This window comes from Vibrio sp. 779(2023) (genome assembly GCF_033344285.1).
GTDB lineage: Bacteria > Pseudomonadota > Gammaproteobacteria > Enterobacterales > Vibrionaceae > Vibrio > Vibrio alginolyticus.
Map to the genome: position 1 here is coordinate 62,245 of NZ_JAWPOM010000013.1, position 15,700 is coordinate 77,944.

Annotated in this window: 15 protein-coding genes; 6 read left to right on the forward strand and 9 right to left on the reverse strand. The window is 44.5% G+C overall.

The window, feature by feature from the left end; translation table 11 throughout:
* Positions 1–166: 166 nt before the first annotated feature.
* Positions 167–1,327, forward strand: a complete 1,161-nt coding sequence (locus R8O70_RS16470) for an MFS transporter (RefSeq protein WP_017634647.1) — start codon at positions 167–169, stop codon at positions 1,325–1,327.
* Between the two features lie 58 nt (positions 1,328–1,385).
* On the opposite strand, the gene R8O70_RS16475 is transcribed toward R8O70_RS16470, so the two are convergent.
* Both R8O70_RS16475 and R8O70_RS16480 read right to left on the reverse strand, forming a co-directional pair.
* Complete coding sequence (locus R8O70_RS16475) at positions 1,386–1,775, reverse strand: nitrous oxide-stimulated promoter family protein (protein ID WP_005387988.1); 390 nt, start codon at positions 1,773–1,775, stop codon at positions 1,386–1,388.
* A gap of 14 nt (positions 1,776–1,789) precedes the next feature.
* A complete protein-coding gene (locus R8O70_RS16480) occupies positions 1,790–2,299 on the reverse strand; it encodes a GNAT family N-acetyltransferase (RefSeq protein ID WP_054865303.1) in 510 nt (169 codons plus the stop codon).
* Between the two features lie 136 nt (positions 2,300–2,435).
* Here R8O70_RS16480 and R8O70_RS16485 point away from each other — a divergent pair, with 136 nt between their 5' ends.
* Entirely contained in the window at positions 2,436–2,627 is a 192-nt protein-coding gene (locus R8O70_RS16485; protein ID WP_042520968.1) for a DUF2986 domain-containing protein, read from the forward strand.
* A 49-nt stretch (positions 2,628–2,676) separates the two neighbouring features.
* Here R8O70_RS16485 and R8O70_RS16490 read toward each other — a convergent pair whose 3' ends face one another.
* Both R8O70_RS16490 and R8O70_RS16495 read right to left on the reverse strand, forming a co-directional pair.
* The gene (locus R8O70_RS16490) at positions 2,677–4,848 is read right to left on the reverse strand and encodes a TonB-dependent receptor (RefSeq protein ID WP_258480259.1); all 2,172 of its coding nucleotides are present in this window, start codon (positions 4,846–4,848) and stop codon (positions 2,677–2,679) included.
* An 89-nt stretch (positions 4,849–4,937) separates the two neighbouring features.
* On the reverse strand, positions 4,938–5,675 hold the full coding sequence (locus R8O70_RS16495) for a siderophore ferric iron reductase (RefSeq protein WP_017820185.1): 738 nt from the start codon (positions 5,673–5,675) through the stop codon (positions 4,938–4,940).
* Positions 5,676–6,094: 419 nt separating this feature from the next.
* On the opposite strand from R8O70_RS16495, the gene R8O70_RS16500 reads away from it, so the two are divergent.
* Positions 6,095–7,426, forward strand: coding sequence for an anaerobic C4-dicarboxylate transporter (locus R8O70_RS16500; RefSeq protein ID WP_033907036.1), 1,332 nt, complete (start codon positions 6,095–6,097; stop codon positions 7,424–7,426).
* A gap of 86 nt (positions 7,427–7,512) precedes the next feature.
* Here R8O70_RS16500 and R8O70_RS16505 read toward each other — a convergent pair whose 3' ends face one another.
* On the reverse strand, positions 7,513–8,001 hold the full coding sequence (locus tag R8O70_RS16505; RefSeq protein WP_017634650.1) for an NYN domain-containing protein: 489 nt from the start codon (positions 7,999–8,001) through the stop codon (positions 7,513–7,515).
* 119 nt (positions 8,002–8,120) lie between these two features.
* Between R8O70_RS16505 and R8O70_RS16510 the strand changes: the two genes are divergently transcribed.
* On the forward strand, positions 8,121–8,561 hold the full coding sequence (locus tag R8O70_RS16510; protein WP_005376058.1) for a DUF4174 domain-containing protein: 441 nt from the start codon (positions 8,121–8,123) through the stop codon (positions 8,559–8,561).
* 16 nt (positions 8,562–8,577) lie between these two features.
* On the opposite strand, the gene cobA is transcribed toward R8O70_RS16510, so the two are convergent.
* The 4 genes from cobA to nirB form a co-directional block, all read right to left on the reverse strand.
* A complete protein-coding gene (cobA, locus tag R8O70_RS16515; protein ID WP_017634651.1) occupies positions 8,578–9,336 on the reverse strand; it encodes a uroporphyrinogen-III C-methyltransferase in 759 nt (252 codons plus the stop codon).
* A 206-nt stretch (positions 9,337–9,542) separates the two neighbouring features.
* Positions 9,543–10,391, reverse strand: a complete 849-nt coding sequence (locus tag R8O70_RS16520; protein ID WP_005387971.1) for a formate/nitrite transporter family protein — start codon at positions 10,389–10,391, stop codon at positions 9,543–9,545.
* Positions 10,392–10,585: 194 nt separating this feature from the next.
* A complete protein-coding gene (gene nirD / locus R8O70_RS16525; RefSeq protein ID WP_005387969.1) occupies positions 10,586–10,909 on the reverse strand; it encodes a nitrite reductase small subunit NirD in 324 nt (107 codons plus the stop codon).
* 13 nt (positions 10,910–10,922) lie between these two features.
* Positions 10,923–13,487, reverse strand: a complete 2,565-nt coding sequence (gene nirB / locus R8O70_RS16530; RefSeq protein ID WP_258624208.1) for a nitrite reductase large subunit NirB — start codon at positions 13,485–13,487, stop codon at positions 10,923–10,925.
* Positions 13,488–14,014: 527 nt separating this feature from the next.
* On the opposite strand from nirB, the gene rnk reads away from it, so the two are divergent.
* Complete coding sequence (gene rnk / locus R8O70_RS16535) at positions 14,015–14,422, forward strand: nucleoside diphosphate kinase regulator (RefSeq protein ID WP_258624210.1); 408 nt, start codon at positions 14,015–14,017, stop codon at positions 14,420–14,422.
* 236 nt (positions 14,423–14,658) lie between these two features.
* Positions 14,659–15,618 carry a GGDEF domain-containing protein gene (locus tag R8O70_RS16540; RefSeq protein WP_258624215.1) on the forward strand — a complete coding sequence of 320 codons (960 nt, stop codon included), beginning with the start codon at positions 14,659–14,661 and terminating at the stop codon, positions 15,616–15,618.
* The last annotated feature ends 82 nt before the right edge of the window (positions 15,619–15,700 follow it).

The window sequence follows — 15,700 nt, forward strand, 5'->3', positions numbered from 1 at the left end:
CAACCTTGTTTGTAGGTTGGCGTTTTTATGCAACTTATCAACCTATCTAGTTAACAAATATTATTTGTCGAAACGACTTAAATTTATCATTTTACTTGCCTAACTATTAGCCTCATATTCGCGCCGAATAACCCTTAGATTTCATTTAACTTATAGGCGCAAAACAGTGGAAAACACAGTCGTTCCTGCAGCATCACCACGAGTTACAGTTCCAGTCGTCGCACTGTCTCTTTATGCGGTGGCTTCGGGCTATTTAATGAGCTTGATCCCTCTCATGCTCGGTGAATACAACATCTCAGCAGATTACGCGAGTTGGTTGGCGAGTGTGTTTTATGGCGGCTTATTAACCGGTGCTATTTTTATTGAACGTATCGTACGTCAAGTTGGTCACCGTAACGCGTTTATTGGTTGCTTGGCCGTATTTTCGCTAACTATCGTCACACTACCCGTGTTTGCTAACGGATTGATGTGGCTTGCCGCTCGCTTTATTGCGGGTATCGCGGTTGCTGGTGTTTTTGTCATTGTTGAATCTTGGCTAATGTCTGGAGACGAAGCATCGCGTGCGAGACGTTTGAGCTTGTACATGCTATCGCTTTATGGTGGTTCAGCATTAGGCCAGTTTGGTATTGGCGTGCTTGGCGTAAGTGGCGGCGTTCCGTTTATTGCGATCACGACGTTGATCCTAATGGCGATGCTGGTGCTAATGTTCATTGAGTGTGAGCAGCCAAACAGCCATGAATCAACCGCTTTATCATTTAAGCAAATTGCCAAACTAAACCATGCAGCAATTATTGGTTGTGTTGTTTCAGGTTTGACCTTAGGTGCGATCTACGGATTAATGCCAGTTGAGTTAACTAACCGTAAAATTAGCCATCAAGACATTGGTACATTGATGGCGCTAGTGATTCTAGGTGGCATGCTAGTTCAACCAATGGTGACCGCGTTAAACAAATACATGAGCCGCACAGTGCTAATGGCGTTTTTCTGTATTTTGGGTATTTTTTCGATCGGTATGACCTTTATTTCCTCGTCAGCCGTGGTATTGGCTGCTGCATTATTCTTTTTAGGTGCAGCTACTTTTGCTTTGTACCCGATAGCAATCAACTTAGGTTGCGAAGGACTTGATGAACGCTTTATTGTCTCTGCGACACAAGTCATGCTGTTTAGCTACAGCATCGGCTCTGTTGCTGGTCCTGTTGTCGCTGATAAATTTATGGGCCAAGAACACGGCTTGCTAGGCTACTTGTTTGCCGCTTTGGTTGCGACTGGCGTATACATGCTACTTGCTGCGAGCAAAACCAAGCAGCGTATGGCCGCTGGCCTCTAATCACGCCGCTTCTACTCAACGAACTCAACGAAAACGAGGGCATGTCGCCCTCGTTTTTTTATTCTTCGCATTTTTGTTTAGATAAACGCTTGTGACGGTTTGACGCGTTCGCTGCAGGCTTTTCCGGTACCATGCGCTTTTCATGAAGCAAATGACGAACCGCCAAGATGGGATGTTTCAGTAACATTCTGGGGCCAGAGTAACGCATGACCAAACGCATTTGTTCTTTCGGCTCTGGTTTGTAGCAGTGAATCGGACATTTATTACACGTCGGTTTATTCTCTCCATAAGGACAGCGGTCGAGGCGCACTTCTGCGTATTCAAGCAGCTCACGACATTCTGAGCATAAGTCACGTTTTGTTCCATGATGGTCATGACAGTAAACCTCTACCATGGCTTTTACTGTCTTAAATTCAGTGGCGAGTTTGCCAAGTAAAATATCGCTCATGCGCTATCCAAAAATCACAACATCATTGTGTAAAGTTCTAACGTGCGGCCATTATCATATTGCTGCTCAACTCGTTCAAACTCAAAGCCCAGTTTTTTGAGCAAACTTATACTACGAATATTGTCATTATTGGTGATGGCAACCAAATTATCGAGTTTCATTTCCTCTCTAGCGTATTCCAGCACTGCGGTTGCAGACTCCGTTCCGTAGCCGAAGCCATAAGCGGAAGGTAAAAATCCATATCCGAGATCATAGTGTTGTAATGTGTCACGTTTAACCAACCCACAAATCCCGATGGGTTGCCCATCTTCTTTCTTCTCTACAACGAGTAAACTCACGCCTTTAATTTGTTGCATGCGTAGCATGTTTTCTTTTATGTAACGCGCCGCTTCATATTCGGTACGAATTTGTTTGTCTCCGACAAAACGGTAGAAGTCTGGGTGGTTATAAAGTTCTAGTATAAATGGTGCATCATCTACACTCACAAGACGCAGTATCAAACGTTCGGTGTACAGTGTTTTCATTTGGGCTCCATTAAAACGCGATAGATGATTGGACATAGGAACGTACTTGAATTTTGCGACCGATACCGGCGCTTATTTAGTTGTAACTTGATAAAAAAGTAACTATCCTGCCTCGCTAAATTAAAGGACCACCACCATGAACCGCAAGAAGAAAATCAATCAGATCTTGAAAGCGAAGCAGAAGAAGCATAACGCTAAGCTACATAAGAGCAATAAGCCGCGTTATATCTCCAAAGCTGAACGCGCGAAAATGGAAGCTGAAGAACAAAACCAAACTTCAGAACACACGGAAAACGTTGTAGACACAGCGCAGACAGATCAAGCCTAAAAGAAAAGCCGCTTCAAGCGGCTTTTTTGATATTCGGAGAGAGTTAGCTTTAGTATTCGACACTGTAGTTCAGTGTGAATGTGCGACCTCTTCCTTTGTAGTCGTACGCTGCTGCATCGTAGTGTGCTGCATAAAGAATCTGCGCACGTTGTCCCCAAGCGGTTGTGTAGTCTTCGTCAAATAGGTTTTGAATACCAAAACCTAACTGCCCGATAGGTAGTGTTACGTTACCAAGAAGATCAAACGTAGTGTATCCATCTAGTTTATTGTTTGCGTCATCTTCGTAATCAAACATCGTCTGGCTTTGTAAACGTACTGAATAGCCATCCTGATAGTAAGCCGCCCACGCGTTCGCTTTTGATGTACTTGCTTTACCCGCGCTTAGATCTTCCCACTTACCGTTGGTTTTCAGCTCAGAAACCACATAGTGACCTGATGCACCTAACAAAATATCACGGTTTACCCAGTAGTTAATGTTTGCTTCGGCACCGTATACACGTTGCTCGTCATCAACATTGGTGATTAGGAGCGTCTTCTTGTCATACTTGATTGAGTTATCCGAAACCGAGTAGTAACCCGCCGCTTGCAGTGCGACAGTATCCGTATCTAATCGGTAACCAATTTCATAGCTGTCCGTTTTGATGCCCGACATTTTTGAGTCAGATACATTAATGCTATTGTTCAACGCGTAGTGACCATTTGCATCCGCGGCATCGTAGCTACCTTGGCCGTAGTACTTTGCAGGATCAGCGAGTTCGAAACCTTGAGAGAAGTTCGCCCAAAGCTGAGATTCATCGTTAAGCTGATAAATGGTGCCCAAATTAAATAAGCTCACAGAGTAGTCAGTGCTGCCACCTGGTACCGCATCCGCTGATACACCATTACCCGATGCGATCTTCTTTTGTATACTATAGGCAACAAAATCATCAATCTTATTGTCCATGTATTGGTAGCGGTAGCCTGCTTGTACTGACCAATCTTGATTGATTTGGTAATCCCCTTGGACAAACATTGCGTAAGACGCCACATCAACATCTGGGTAACGCCCCACTTCGGCATAGGTTCGATTAATTAAGTTCCCAGAGCTGTTCGCAATGGTTGGATCGAACAGAGCCTGGTTACTTTCAAAACGGTCTAAGTACGCATCGACACCATAAACAAGTTTGAATGACTCCCAGCTTTTAGCTAACGCTAAGCGCCCAGCAAAAACTTCTGTTTTTTGTTGAGAGGCACTTTGGTAATAAGGAGTAAAGGTTTGGTCTTCACTACGGTAAGATAACTCGCCTATCAGTTGATGACCGAATACGCTGTCGTGAGCGTAGTTCGCACTTAAGAGAACTCGCTCTGTACCATGTTCACGGTCGGAATCGAACCCCGCTCGTACATCAACAAATTTATTGTTAACAATGTACAAACCGTATGGCGAATCTTGCTGGCTGTCATAGTATTGTGCGACAAGGTTTAACTTGCTGGCATCGGAGATTTGAATCTCGGTCGATCCCATAACATCGAGCGTTGAATTATACTGCAAGGAGCCCTGTGAAATGTCTGGGGTGACAATGTCGCCATTTGCGTCAAATGCACCTTGTGTCTCGGTGTACACAACCGAACCTCTAGCGGTAATTCGCTCATTACCACCCGAGATAGACTGAGCGAGTTTGTAATCAAAGTCATCGCTGCTATTAAAGCCTGTAGTGCCACTCACGTAGGATTCAAACGACAAGTCATCCGAGTACGCTTTCTTGGTGATAATGTTAATAACACCACCAGTAGCGCCTGCACCATAAATGGAGGTTGCACCAGATAGTACTTCAATTCGCTCGATGTTGAATGGGTCTATTGCGTCTAACTGACGACTAATCGGGCGAGAAGACTGTAACGAGACACCATCAATCATTACCAACATTGCTCTACCGCGAAGGTTCTGACCATAATTAGTTCGACCACCGGTGCCGACGTCTAAAGAAGGGATGGTTGCAGAAAGAATATCACCCAGTGTCTTGCCCGCACGATATTGCTGAGCAATCTCTTCTTGGCCAACAAACCAAACCGTTCCTGGAATATCGGAGATCGATTTCGGCATCACACTGCCTACAACAACCAATTGCTCATCGCTCGGAGTCGATGTTTGTTGAAGATCTTCTGCTGCTATTGAGCTAACTGCGTATCCACTGCTCATCGCAAGTACGATGAGATTGAAAGAAAACGTCCTTTTCATCATTGTATTTATCTTTTTGTTGTCAACAAGAGCATGCAATGATACTTATTCTCACTCTCAAATCGAGCACTGTTACACAAGTTAAATAAATGTTAATTAAGAACCTTCTTGCTCATAAGCTGTCGATTTTCCTCTAAACGAGGACAATCTGCACAAAGCTTTCTGCCTTCACACTTATAGACTAAACAACAACTTTTTCTTACTAACTTTAGCGGCTGATCAGATCCCGTCTCATGAAGTGAGCGGCTATTATCAACATCCAAACCCATTGCGCTTAGCCACAAGACCGCATGCTCCTGAAGTGTCGAGTTAGTCATTTGCGGAAAGCGCTGTTGGAGACGAATTAAACAAGCCATGATTCCGTCCGACATCAATTGATGGGTGAAGCCAGGACGAATGCGTGTCCATTGACTCATCTCTTGTTGATAGAAGTCGAACAGTTCTCGGATTTGACGCCCCGCCTCTTTTATCAACGCTTCTGGCTCGCCATGTATATGCGCTTCGTCGGCGAATCGGTACCCAGAAACAAAACAAGGTTTGAGGTGCTGCGCTATCTCGCGAATGTTTGGCAACGTGTGGTAACCGTAAATAGAGATGAATGCGACATAAACTGGCTGCCAACAAAGTAAATCCCACGTTCTTGTCAACCAATATGCTTTTCCCGCTTCCGGATGAGCCTCCGAGATTTGCTGGTAAAGGCCTTGGATGATCGGGTTGATATCATTCTCGATATGGATAGCTTCTTGCCCTATCTCGCCGATATCACCGTGTAGGTAAGGTGTAATCTCACTCGAAGTTTGAAACAGTTGCGGGAAAAATTGCTCAGACATGATGGCTTATTGTTGGTGTAGTCATTCTGACACCTTTATACCCAAGCACCAATCGCAATGCAAACTATTATCCTTTGCGTTTTCATAACAAAGAAGCACTTTTAGGGTTAGTTATGAATGTATTTCCGAGTTCTGTGAAGCTGTAAGGTCTGGTTAAGTATGCGATGAATAGCAACAAACTCTTAAACCTCTTCGCATTTAGCGCTGACATGACCGCAAAAATACACAGCATAAAAACACCCTGATAAAACTGTGTTAACAGTTTCCCTGTGTAGCGTGAGTTATTGCCAATAATTGAATATTGCTGTTTCTTATCCAGCGGATTGTGAACAACATGAAGTATTTTCTTTCTGAATATCGAGACAATACAAAGAGGTAATTTGGCTATGTAGCCCTCTGTTTTGAATAAGGAAATCCACATGTTGTATCTTGAGTTTCTATTTTTGCTCGTGATGCTGTATATCGGCTCACGTTATGGTGGTATAGGCCTTGGGGTCGTATCCGGAATTGGCTTGGTGATTGAAGTATTCATCTTTAAGATGCCGCCAACCTCTCCTCCTGTCACCGTCATGTTGATCATTTTAGCGGTGGTAACATGTGCTTCCATTCTTGAAGCCGCTGGCGGTTTGAAATACATGCTGCAAGTTGCCGAGCGTGTGCTTCGTAAGAACCCAAAACGCGTCACCCTTATTGCTCCTTTTGTGACTTACTTTATGACTTTCTTGCTCGGTACAGGTCACGCGGTTTACTCCATTATGCCAATCATTGGCGACGTTGCATTGAAAAACGGCATTCGTCCAGAGCGTCCTATGGCTGCCGCTTCTGTCGCGTCTCAAATCGCAATCACGGCATCACCAATTTCAGCGGCCGTAGTTTACTACTTGGCGCAACTCTCTGATATTCAACACGAGATCACTCTGCTCTCAATTCTGCTCGTTACTGTACCTGCAACCTTATTCGGTACGTTGTTGATGTCACTTTACAGCCTAAAGCGTGGTAAAGAGCTAGACGACGATGAAGAATACCAAGAGCGTTTGAAAGATCCTGTGTGGCGCGAAAAGATCCTCAACACAACTGCGACGTCTCTTGATGAAGTACTACCAACAAGTGCTCGTAACTCTGTATTGCTGTTCATTGCTTCTATCTTGGTTATCGTCGTTATCGCGATGTGGCCAGACATTCGTACCATCGTAGATGGCGCGAAGCCAATCAGCATGGCCGTTGTGATTCAAATGATGATGCTCTGCTTCGGCGGTATCATTTTGCTTGCGACCAAAACTGACCCGCGTGACGTACCAAATGGGGTGGTATTTAAATCTGGTATGGTGGCGGCGATTGCTATCTTCGGTATTGCATGGATGTCAGATACCTACTTCCAGTACGCTATGCCTCAATTTAAATCTGGCATCGTAGAGATGGTAACCAACTATCCTTGGACATTCGCGCTTGCGTTATTCATTGTGTCGGTTGTGGTGAACTCTCAAGCTGCAACGGCTCGCATGATGCTGCCTGTTGGTCTCGGCTTAGGTTTGGAACCTGCGCTGCTTATCGGCTTGATGCCTGCGGTATACGGCTACTTCTTTATTCCAAACTACCCTTCAGATATCGCGACTGTGAACTTCGATACCTCGGGCACAACTAAGATTGGTAAGTGGTACTTCAACCACTCATTCATGTCTGTGGGCTTAATCGGCGTGATTGGTGCGTGTTGCTTGGGTTACTTGCTAGGGCAAATGATCATTCCTTCGTAACTAGCCAAATCAAGGATAAATTAGAGGCGAGTCATTGTACGTTTCGTACAGCCTGAGTGACTCGCCTTTTTTTATTGCACTATTAACTACAGCAAGAAATCGTCATCAATCGCGACAAAATTGTCGGCACAATCAATCAGAGTTTGGGATGTTAGCTTAGGTACACCATAAACGGTCACCGTTTTATTGAAGCGCTGCTGAATTCTCTCTACTAGCAGACTAAAGTCTCCATCTCCCGAAACTAGAATCACTTCCTCAACTTCGGGAGCAATTTCAATTGCATCGAGAGTAATACCCACATCCCAATCGCCTTTCGAGCTGCCATCACGACGCTGGATGTAGGGTTTAAGCATCACCTCAAATCCAACACCACGAAGAATATGGTGGAACTGACGCTGCTTAGGGTCGTTACTCGCAATAGCATAAGCACGAGCACATACCACCTCTTTCCCTTGTGTGGCAACATACCAAAACTGGTTGTAATCAAAGTTGCTTCGATACGCTTCGCGACAGGTGTAATACACATTCTGTACATCAACCAAAATGGCGATTTTTTGTTTGCTTTCCGAACTCATCTATTTCTACGCTCAATTTATTTGCTGCCTACCCTATGCCAGTTTTGGAAAAAGCACAATGAGCCAATTCCACTAAACTTAACGTATAAAAAGTTATTTGGGTTTCTAGGGGAACTGTCATGGGCGGAAAGTTACTAGTGATACTACTTTCTTGTATCTTGTCATCGACAGCATTTGGTTATCCAGCGCACTCCAAATACTGGCCACATAGAAGTGTGCTCTACTTTGCACCGGAAAATGATGAATACGTCAAACAATTCTTGCTAGAAACACTTATGAATGAGTGTGAGTTGGAAGACAGAGATGTCGTCACACTTGTCATTACAGAACAAGGTTATACCTTTCCTGCTTGGCTTAAAGAAGAGTTCGACTTAAAAATGCTAGCTCGTCTTTATGAGGTCGAAAAAGGTTCTCATACCGCTATTTTGCTTGGTAAAGATGGTCTAGAAAAGCACCGCTGGGGCGCAGAAACAGACTGGCCGTTTATCAACAACCTCATTGATCAAATGCCTATGCGTAAGCAAGAAATGCAGAGGCAACAAAGCCCCTGTAAAATATAGTCACTTCTGAGCAGTATTACTTTGCGAACCAATCCAACTTGTTGTGAAGTTGAGTCACGCTGCCAACCACAATCAATGCTGGGCTCACGGCTTGCTCTGCCATGATCGATAGCTCGTTCAACTTTCCTTGGAACACGCGCTGCTCTGGGCGCGTACCGTTTTCAATAATGGCGCATGACATCTCAGGATCTAACCCATGAGTGATCAGCTTATCCATAATATGGCCGCTTTGCTTCAAACCCATATAGAACACAAGTGTGTTGTTGGATTGCGCTAGTGAATGCCATTCAATCTCACGACCATCTTTTTGTACATGACCTGTGATAAATTGAACGCTTTGTGCATGGTCGCGGTGTGTTAATGGAATACCAGCATAAGCCGTCGCGCCCGCCGCCGCCGTAATACCCGGAACCACTTCGTATTTGATGCCAAATTCGGCTAGCTCTTCTAGCTCTTCACCACCACGGCCAAAGATAAATGAGTCCCCACCTTTTAGGCGCACAACGCGTTTACCCTCTTGCGCTTTCTGCACCAAGATTTGGTTAATTTGATCTTGAGGCACACAGTGAAAGTCCAATTTTTTTCCTACGTAAATCATCTCTGCTGATGCGTGAGCCAATTCAAGAATGTCTTTCGACACTAATCGGTCGTACACCACAACTTCAGCCGCTTGAATGGCTTTTAAGCCTTTTACTGTGAGCAAATCAGGATCACCTGGACCTGCACCAACAAGAGAAACAAAGCCGCTGTTTAAAGATGAGTGAGCAGTAGTCATATCAACGCCTATCGAAAAATTTAGATATAAAGAGTAACACTCGCGTTATGCACTTAGGGCTAAAACCACTCTAAGGAGTTATTACTTTTTATAGCTAAATCAATAAAATATGTCGCGAAAGTGAAAGTTAAAAATTGAAATCTAGTTAGAGAATAGTCCCGCCCATCCAGAAGCGGGACCATATTAAGCGAATTACCCGTTAATGGTTATTTAGCCATTGCAGGTTGCGCTTTTACTTCTTCTTCAGCATTGATAGAAGGCGCAGTTTTAGCGTGAGTTAGGTACAGTGGAATACAAGTCATTACGAGACCACCAACAATATTACCTAGAATGGTTGGAATAAGGTTGAAGTTCAACCAAGTCGCGATACCAAAATCCGCACCTAGAATCATACCTAGTGGGAATAGGAACATGTTTACTACGGTGTGTTCAAATACTAGCGCAAAGAAGATGAAGATTGGGAACCACATCATTGCTACGCGACCAGACACCGAACGTGCCGTCATGTTGCCGATAACGCCTAGACACACCATTAGGTTACAGAAGATGCCGCGTACGAAACATGTGATCCATCCGTCCATACCCATGTTTTCAAAACCAAGGCTACGCGCGGTAGAAACAGCGACAAATTTCTTCGCTACTGCGTTCAGTTCTAGAGAGAAGTTACCTGTTAGAGAGATAGCCACTAGGTAAGCAACGATCAGAGAACCGATAAGGTTACCCAAGCCTACAAGACCCCAACAACGGAAGATACGACCCCAAGTGATGCCCGGACGGTTCGCAAACTTAGCCAGAGGCGCTAGACCAAAAACACCGGTTACTAGGTCATAACCCATCACACTTAGAATTACGAAACCAACGGGGAAAACAAGTGCACCTACAAGGCCGATACCCGTTTGTACAATCGCGGTAATAGCAACCACCACCGCAAGCGAAAGAATAACGCCAGCCATCGTACCGCGAAGCAGAAGATCTCGCGTGCTTGTATTGGTTTTCGCTTCACCAACATTGATCATGGTTTGCACGAATTCTGCAGGCTTAAAATCAGTAGACATGAATGTGTCCTTATCCAAAATTGAAAGTTAAAAAGTTAAAGATTTAATAGAGAAAGGCTTCCCGTTGACACCTGAACGCTGTCTACAACACCTCGCTTCCCTGTTCCCCTGAGTTGATGCTTGGAAAGCCTTTGTCTATTAAATCTAGGTTTCAGTTCATTCCCTCCCCTAAGAGGAGGGAATGAAAACCAAGCTTACGCAGAGATTTCTACTTCGCCGTTGGTTACGCGGGTTTTGTACGCTTTCACGCTAAAACGCTCGTCTTCCATGCACGCACCTGTTGTCAGGTTAAAGCGTTGCTTCTTAAGTGGGCTAGCCACCCAAAGCTCGCCTTGGTGCTCACAGATCAAACCGCGAGAAAGCACGTTTGATTGGAAGAACGGGTCTGTGTTGCTGATCGCCAGCACTTCTTCTGCTTGTGTTGGGCGGAATACCGCAACTTGCTGACCATCAACCAGTGCACAAACACCCGTGCCCGGTACGATGTCGCTGATTTGGCAAATCTTTTCAAATGACATAATCAACCTTCCCTTATGCTTCAGTGATCGCTACGTGTAGGATGTCGCCTTTCGCTTCAGGGTGTTTTTCCGTGAAGGTTGCTGGGCGGTGCTGTTCACGCTCTTGTACAAACACGACGTTTTCATCGCGCTTGTCAGAGTTGATGAAGTGCGCGAAACGAGTCAGTTGTGATTCGTCGTTGATGGTCGCAGTCCACTCACACTCGTACTCGTCTACAAGCTTCGCTACGTCTGCTTCTAGTTGAGCGTTGATGCCAAGTTTGTCTTCAACAATCACTTCGCGTAGGTAGTCAACGCCACCTTCCATGTTTTCCATCCAAACTGATGTGCGTTGTAGTGGCGCAGCAGTACGAATGTAGAACATCATGAAGCGGTCGATGTACTTGATTAGCGTTTCTTTATCTAGGTCACTTGCAAGTAGGTCTGCGTGACGAGGTTTCATACCACCGTTACCACATACGTACATGTTCCAACCTGCGTCAGTCGCGATAATACCAAGGTCTTTACCTTGTGCTTCCGCACACTCACGAGTACAGCCAGAAACACCGAACTTCATCTTATGAGGTGTACGAATGCCTTTGTAACGGTTCTCGATGTAAGAACCTAGACCAACAGAGTCTTGAACACCGTAACGACACCAAGTAGAGCCCACACATGTCTTGGCCATACGAAGTGCTTTTGCGTACGCTTGACCTGTTTCGAAGCCAGCATCGATAAGCTTGCGCCAGATCTCTGGAAGATCGTCTTTTTGAGCACCGAACAGACCAATACGTTGAGCACCGGTTACTTTGGTGTATAGGTTGTATTCTGCAGCAACGTTCGCTAGCGCACTCAGTGCTTGAGGTGTTACTTCACCACCCGCCATACGTGGGATAACAGAGTAAGTACCGTCTTTTTGGATGTTACCTAGGAAGTTATCGTTCGTGTCGTGCAGCTTAACCAGTTGTGGCTTAAGAATGTGCTCACCCCAGCAAGAAGCCAAGATAGAACCAGCCAGTGGTTTACAAACTTCACAGCCGTAACCTTTGCCGTATTTCTCTAGAAGCTCATCAAACGTTTTGATCTCTTCAATGCGGATTAGGTGGAACAGCTCTTGGCGTGAGTATGCAAAGTGCTCACACACGTCGTTCTTCACTTCGATACCAGATTTAGCAAGCTCAGCATTTAGAACAGAGGTCACTAGAGGAATACAACCACCACAGCCTGTACCTGCGCCCGTCACGGCTTTGATGTCGCTCAATGTGTGGTGACCATCAGCAACCGCTTGTGCGATCTTGCCTTTGGTTACGTCGAAACAAGAACAGATTACTGCGCTTTCTGGTAGAGCGTCTGCACCTAGTGCTGGTTTCTCAGCGCCTGCGTGTGCAGGAAGGATCAACGCATCCGGGTGTTCTGGTAGGTCGATTTCGTTCAACATAAGTTGAAGCAGGTCACCGTAGTCAGAGGTGTCGCCAACCATAACCGCGCCAAGCAGTTTCTTGTTGTCTTTAGAAACGATAAGACGTTTGTAAACTTCTTGTTCTTCGTTCTGGTAAACGTAACTCTTACAGCCTTCAGTACGACCGTTCGCGTCACCGATAGAGCCTACTTTAACGCCAAGAAGTTTCAGCTTCGCAGACATGTCAGCGCCTTCGAATTTGCTTTCTGTGTTACCTAGTAGGTGATCAACAGCAACTGTCGCCATCTTGTAGCCAGGAGCAACAAGGCCGTAGAACATTTCGTTCCAAGACGCACATTCACCGATAGCGTAGATGTTCTCATCAGAAGTCTGACAGTGGTCGTTAATAGCAACACCTCCACGAGGTGCCACTTCTAGCTCCATTTGGCGTGCTAGTTTGTCTTGTGGACGAATACCTGCAGAGAATACGATGAAGTCTGTTTCTAGCTCTGAACCGTCAGCAAAACGCATAACGTTGCGTGCGTTTGTGCCTTCTGGCGCAATCTCAAGCGTATTTTTGCTGGTGTGAACGTTCACGCCCATACGCTCGATCTTTTGACGAAGCTGGTTACCACCAGCCAGGTCAAGTTGCTCAGCCATTAGTTTTGGCGCGAACTCAACAACGTGCGTTTCTACACCCAGTGCTTTCAGTGCGCCTGCTGCTTCAAGGCCTAGCAGACCACCACCGACAACAACGCCTGATTTGCTCTTCTTCGCACACGCTTCGATCGCTTTAAGATCTTCGATAGTACGGTAAACAAAACAGTCTTTGCTTTCGTGACCTTTGATAGGTGGAACAAATGGGAATGAGCCAGTAGCAAGAATCAGCTTGTCGTATTGAACTTCACGGCCAGTGCTTGAGTAAACAATGCGGTTTTCACGGTTGATGTTAATCGCGCGTTCGCCGATCAGCATGTTAATACCGTGTTTCTCGTAGAAGCCTTCTTTCACTAAAGAAAGTTCATCTGCAGTATGGTGAGAAAAGTAAGAGGAAAGGTGCACACGGTCGTATGCGACACGAGGTTCTTCACAGAAAACCGTAATGTCCATATTAGACATATCAGCTTTCTCGACTAAGTCTTCAATATAACGGTGCCCTACCATACCGTTACCGATGACTACTAGCTTCAACTTGCTCATTATAATTCCTAAGGGTTAGGTTCTTATCACTGAGCTCATTGTTAATTGTGAAAGAAAATTAATACATGATGTAAATCAATTACAATTTCAAACTACCCTAAAGGGGTAGATGAACGTATTTATCTGACTATTGCGAAATAAAAAGTAATTTATTAACGGATATTGGTAGTTTTAACAAACTGAGATAACCGAAGCCATGCTAGCAACGGACTATACCGTTTTGCTTTTATGAAGTTAGGCTGACCATCGAAACCGAGCACACCTACGATAAATCCTGTTTTGCTTCTAAACGACGCACTCACTTGACTTCACCGTTTCAAGGTGATCAGAGAACAATATCTGAAGTGATTGAAAGATTTAGAAAAATCAAGCTTCACAACAAAAATTTTTTACTAGCTAAGTCGCACTATAAAGACTAAAATCAGGTTTAGTCCATATGGAATAGCGTCCATATGATTGATACCGTAATTGACATATAGAGTGCCGTCCCATTTTTGTGAGGCGGCCTTTTATTTGGGAGTCATAAAATGTCAGAAAACAATTCTATCTACATCTCAAGCTTAGATATGAACCGAATCACGGCCTTGTTGGATAAAATGCCAAACATCGCAGCGGAGCTTGTGGAATTAGAAGCAGAGCTCGACCGAGCAACAGTTCTTGAGCCAGAACAAATGCCAGATAACGTGGTCACGATGAACTCGACTGTAGAGTTTAAATTTTCAGGTGAAGATAGAACCATGACAAAGACACTGGTTTACCCTTCTGAACTGAAAAGCAGTGATGATATCTCTATTTTTGCGCCCGTAGGCAGCGCACTGATCGGTTTGTCTGTCGGCCAAAAACTTGACTGGCCAATGCCAAATAATCAAGTGAAGACAATTGAAATTGTCGATATCACATACCAACCTGAGCGTTGTGGTGTACTAAACCGCTAACCCTCAGTAGTCCCGGTGCAAAGGCCTCCATTTAAGACTTTGCACCAGGAGAGCCCCTCGCTTACCCCCTATTTCCTTCTTTTTTCCAAGTATTTACTTTGCTGCTCTTAAGTAACATCACCGATTTTTTATTATTTACCGCATATTCAATACTTATATCTCCAAGCTCAATCATAGAAATTGCAAAGTATTTTTCGTATATTGTCGCTCCGAAATCGACGTAAATTATGCGCAAAATGGAAGAATATCTAACTCGAATTGCCTGCTTAGAAAAAGAAAATGAAGAGCTGAAGCGGAAGAATGCGCGACTACAAGAAAAGTTGAATGCTGCACTCGACAGTAATGGACTGTGTTTGTGGGAGCAGCATATTCCTTCGGGTACTTTGACGATATTCAATATGCAATGGGGCAAAATGCTAGGTTATCAGCCCCATGAGTTAACCGCCACGGTTGAAACATGGAAAAGCAATCTCCACCCTGAAGATTACGATCTTGCAGTGGGTGCATTTGAAGATCACCTAGCAGGCAAGACCGACCTTTATGAGGTAGTGCATCGCATGATTCATAAAGACGGCAGTGATAGCTGGGTCTACGATCGAGGGCGCATCGTCGAGTATGGTTCTGATGGCGAACCACTACGGATGATGGGTACTCATATCGATATTACAAAAGAAAAGCGTTATGAGCAGCAACTGGCCAAGTTGGCTTCGAGTGATCCATTGACTGGATTGTTAAATAGAAAAGCAATTGAGGAAAACTTTAATCATCAACCTCAAACCGAACCGTCTCAGCAGTCTGCTTTAGTGTTTGTTGATATAGATAATTTTAAAGCAGTTAACGACCAGCTAGGCCATCATACTGGCGACACCCTCCTCATCAATATCGCCAATAGCTTAACAGAGCTTGCGTCAAGCAAGTCTCAAGTTGGACGCATAGGAGGCGATGAATTTGTTATCTTAAACTGGCATTCAAGTCGAGAGGAAATATCCCAACTTTGCAATCAACTCTTAGATTCAATCATTCCAGCGATAAATCAAGACTTACATAAAGTAACGATAGGAATGAGTATCGGTGTTTGTCTCTTTAACAAAGGAAAGCAACCGTTTAATCAAGTGTATCAAAAAGCCGATCACGCAATGTATGAGATAAAAAAAAATGGCAAAAATGGAGTACAATTTTTCAACTTAAAAAGTTGATATCTCTCCATAAATCATCATGTTATGAAATCAGTCATTTGCTACAACTTGAACTAACTCAAGATAAATTCTTTATATCTAA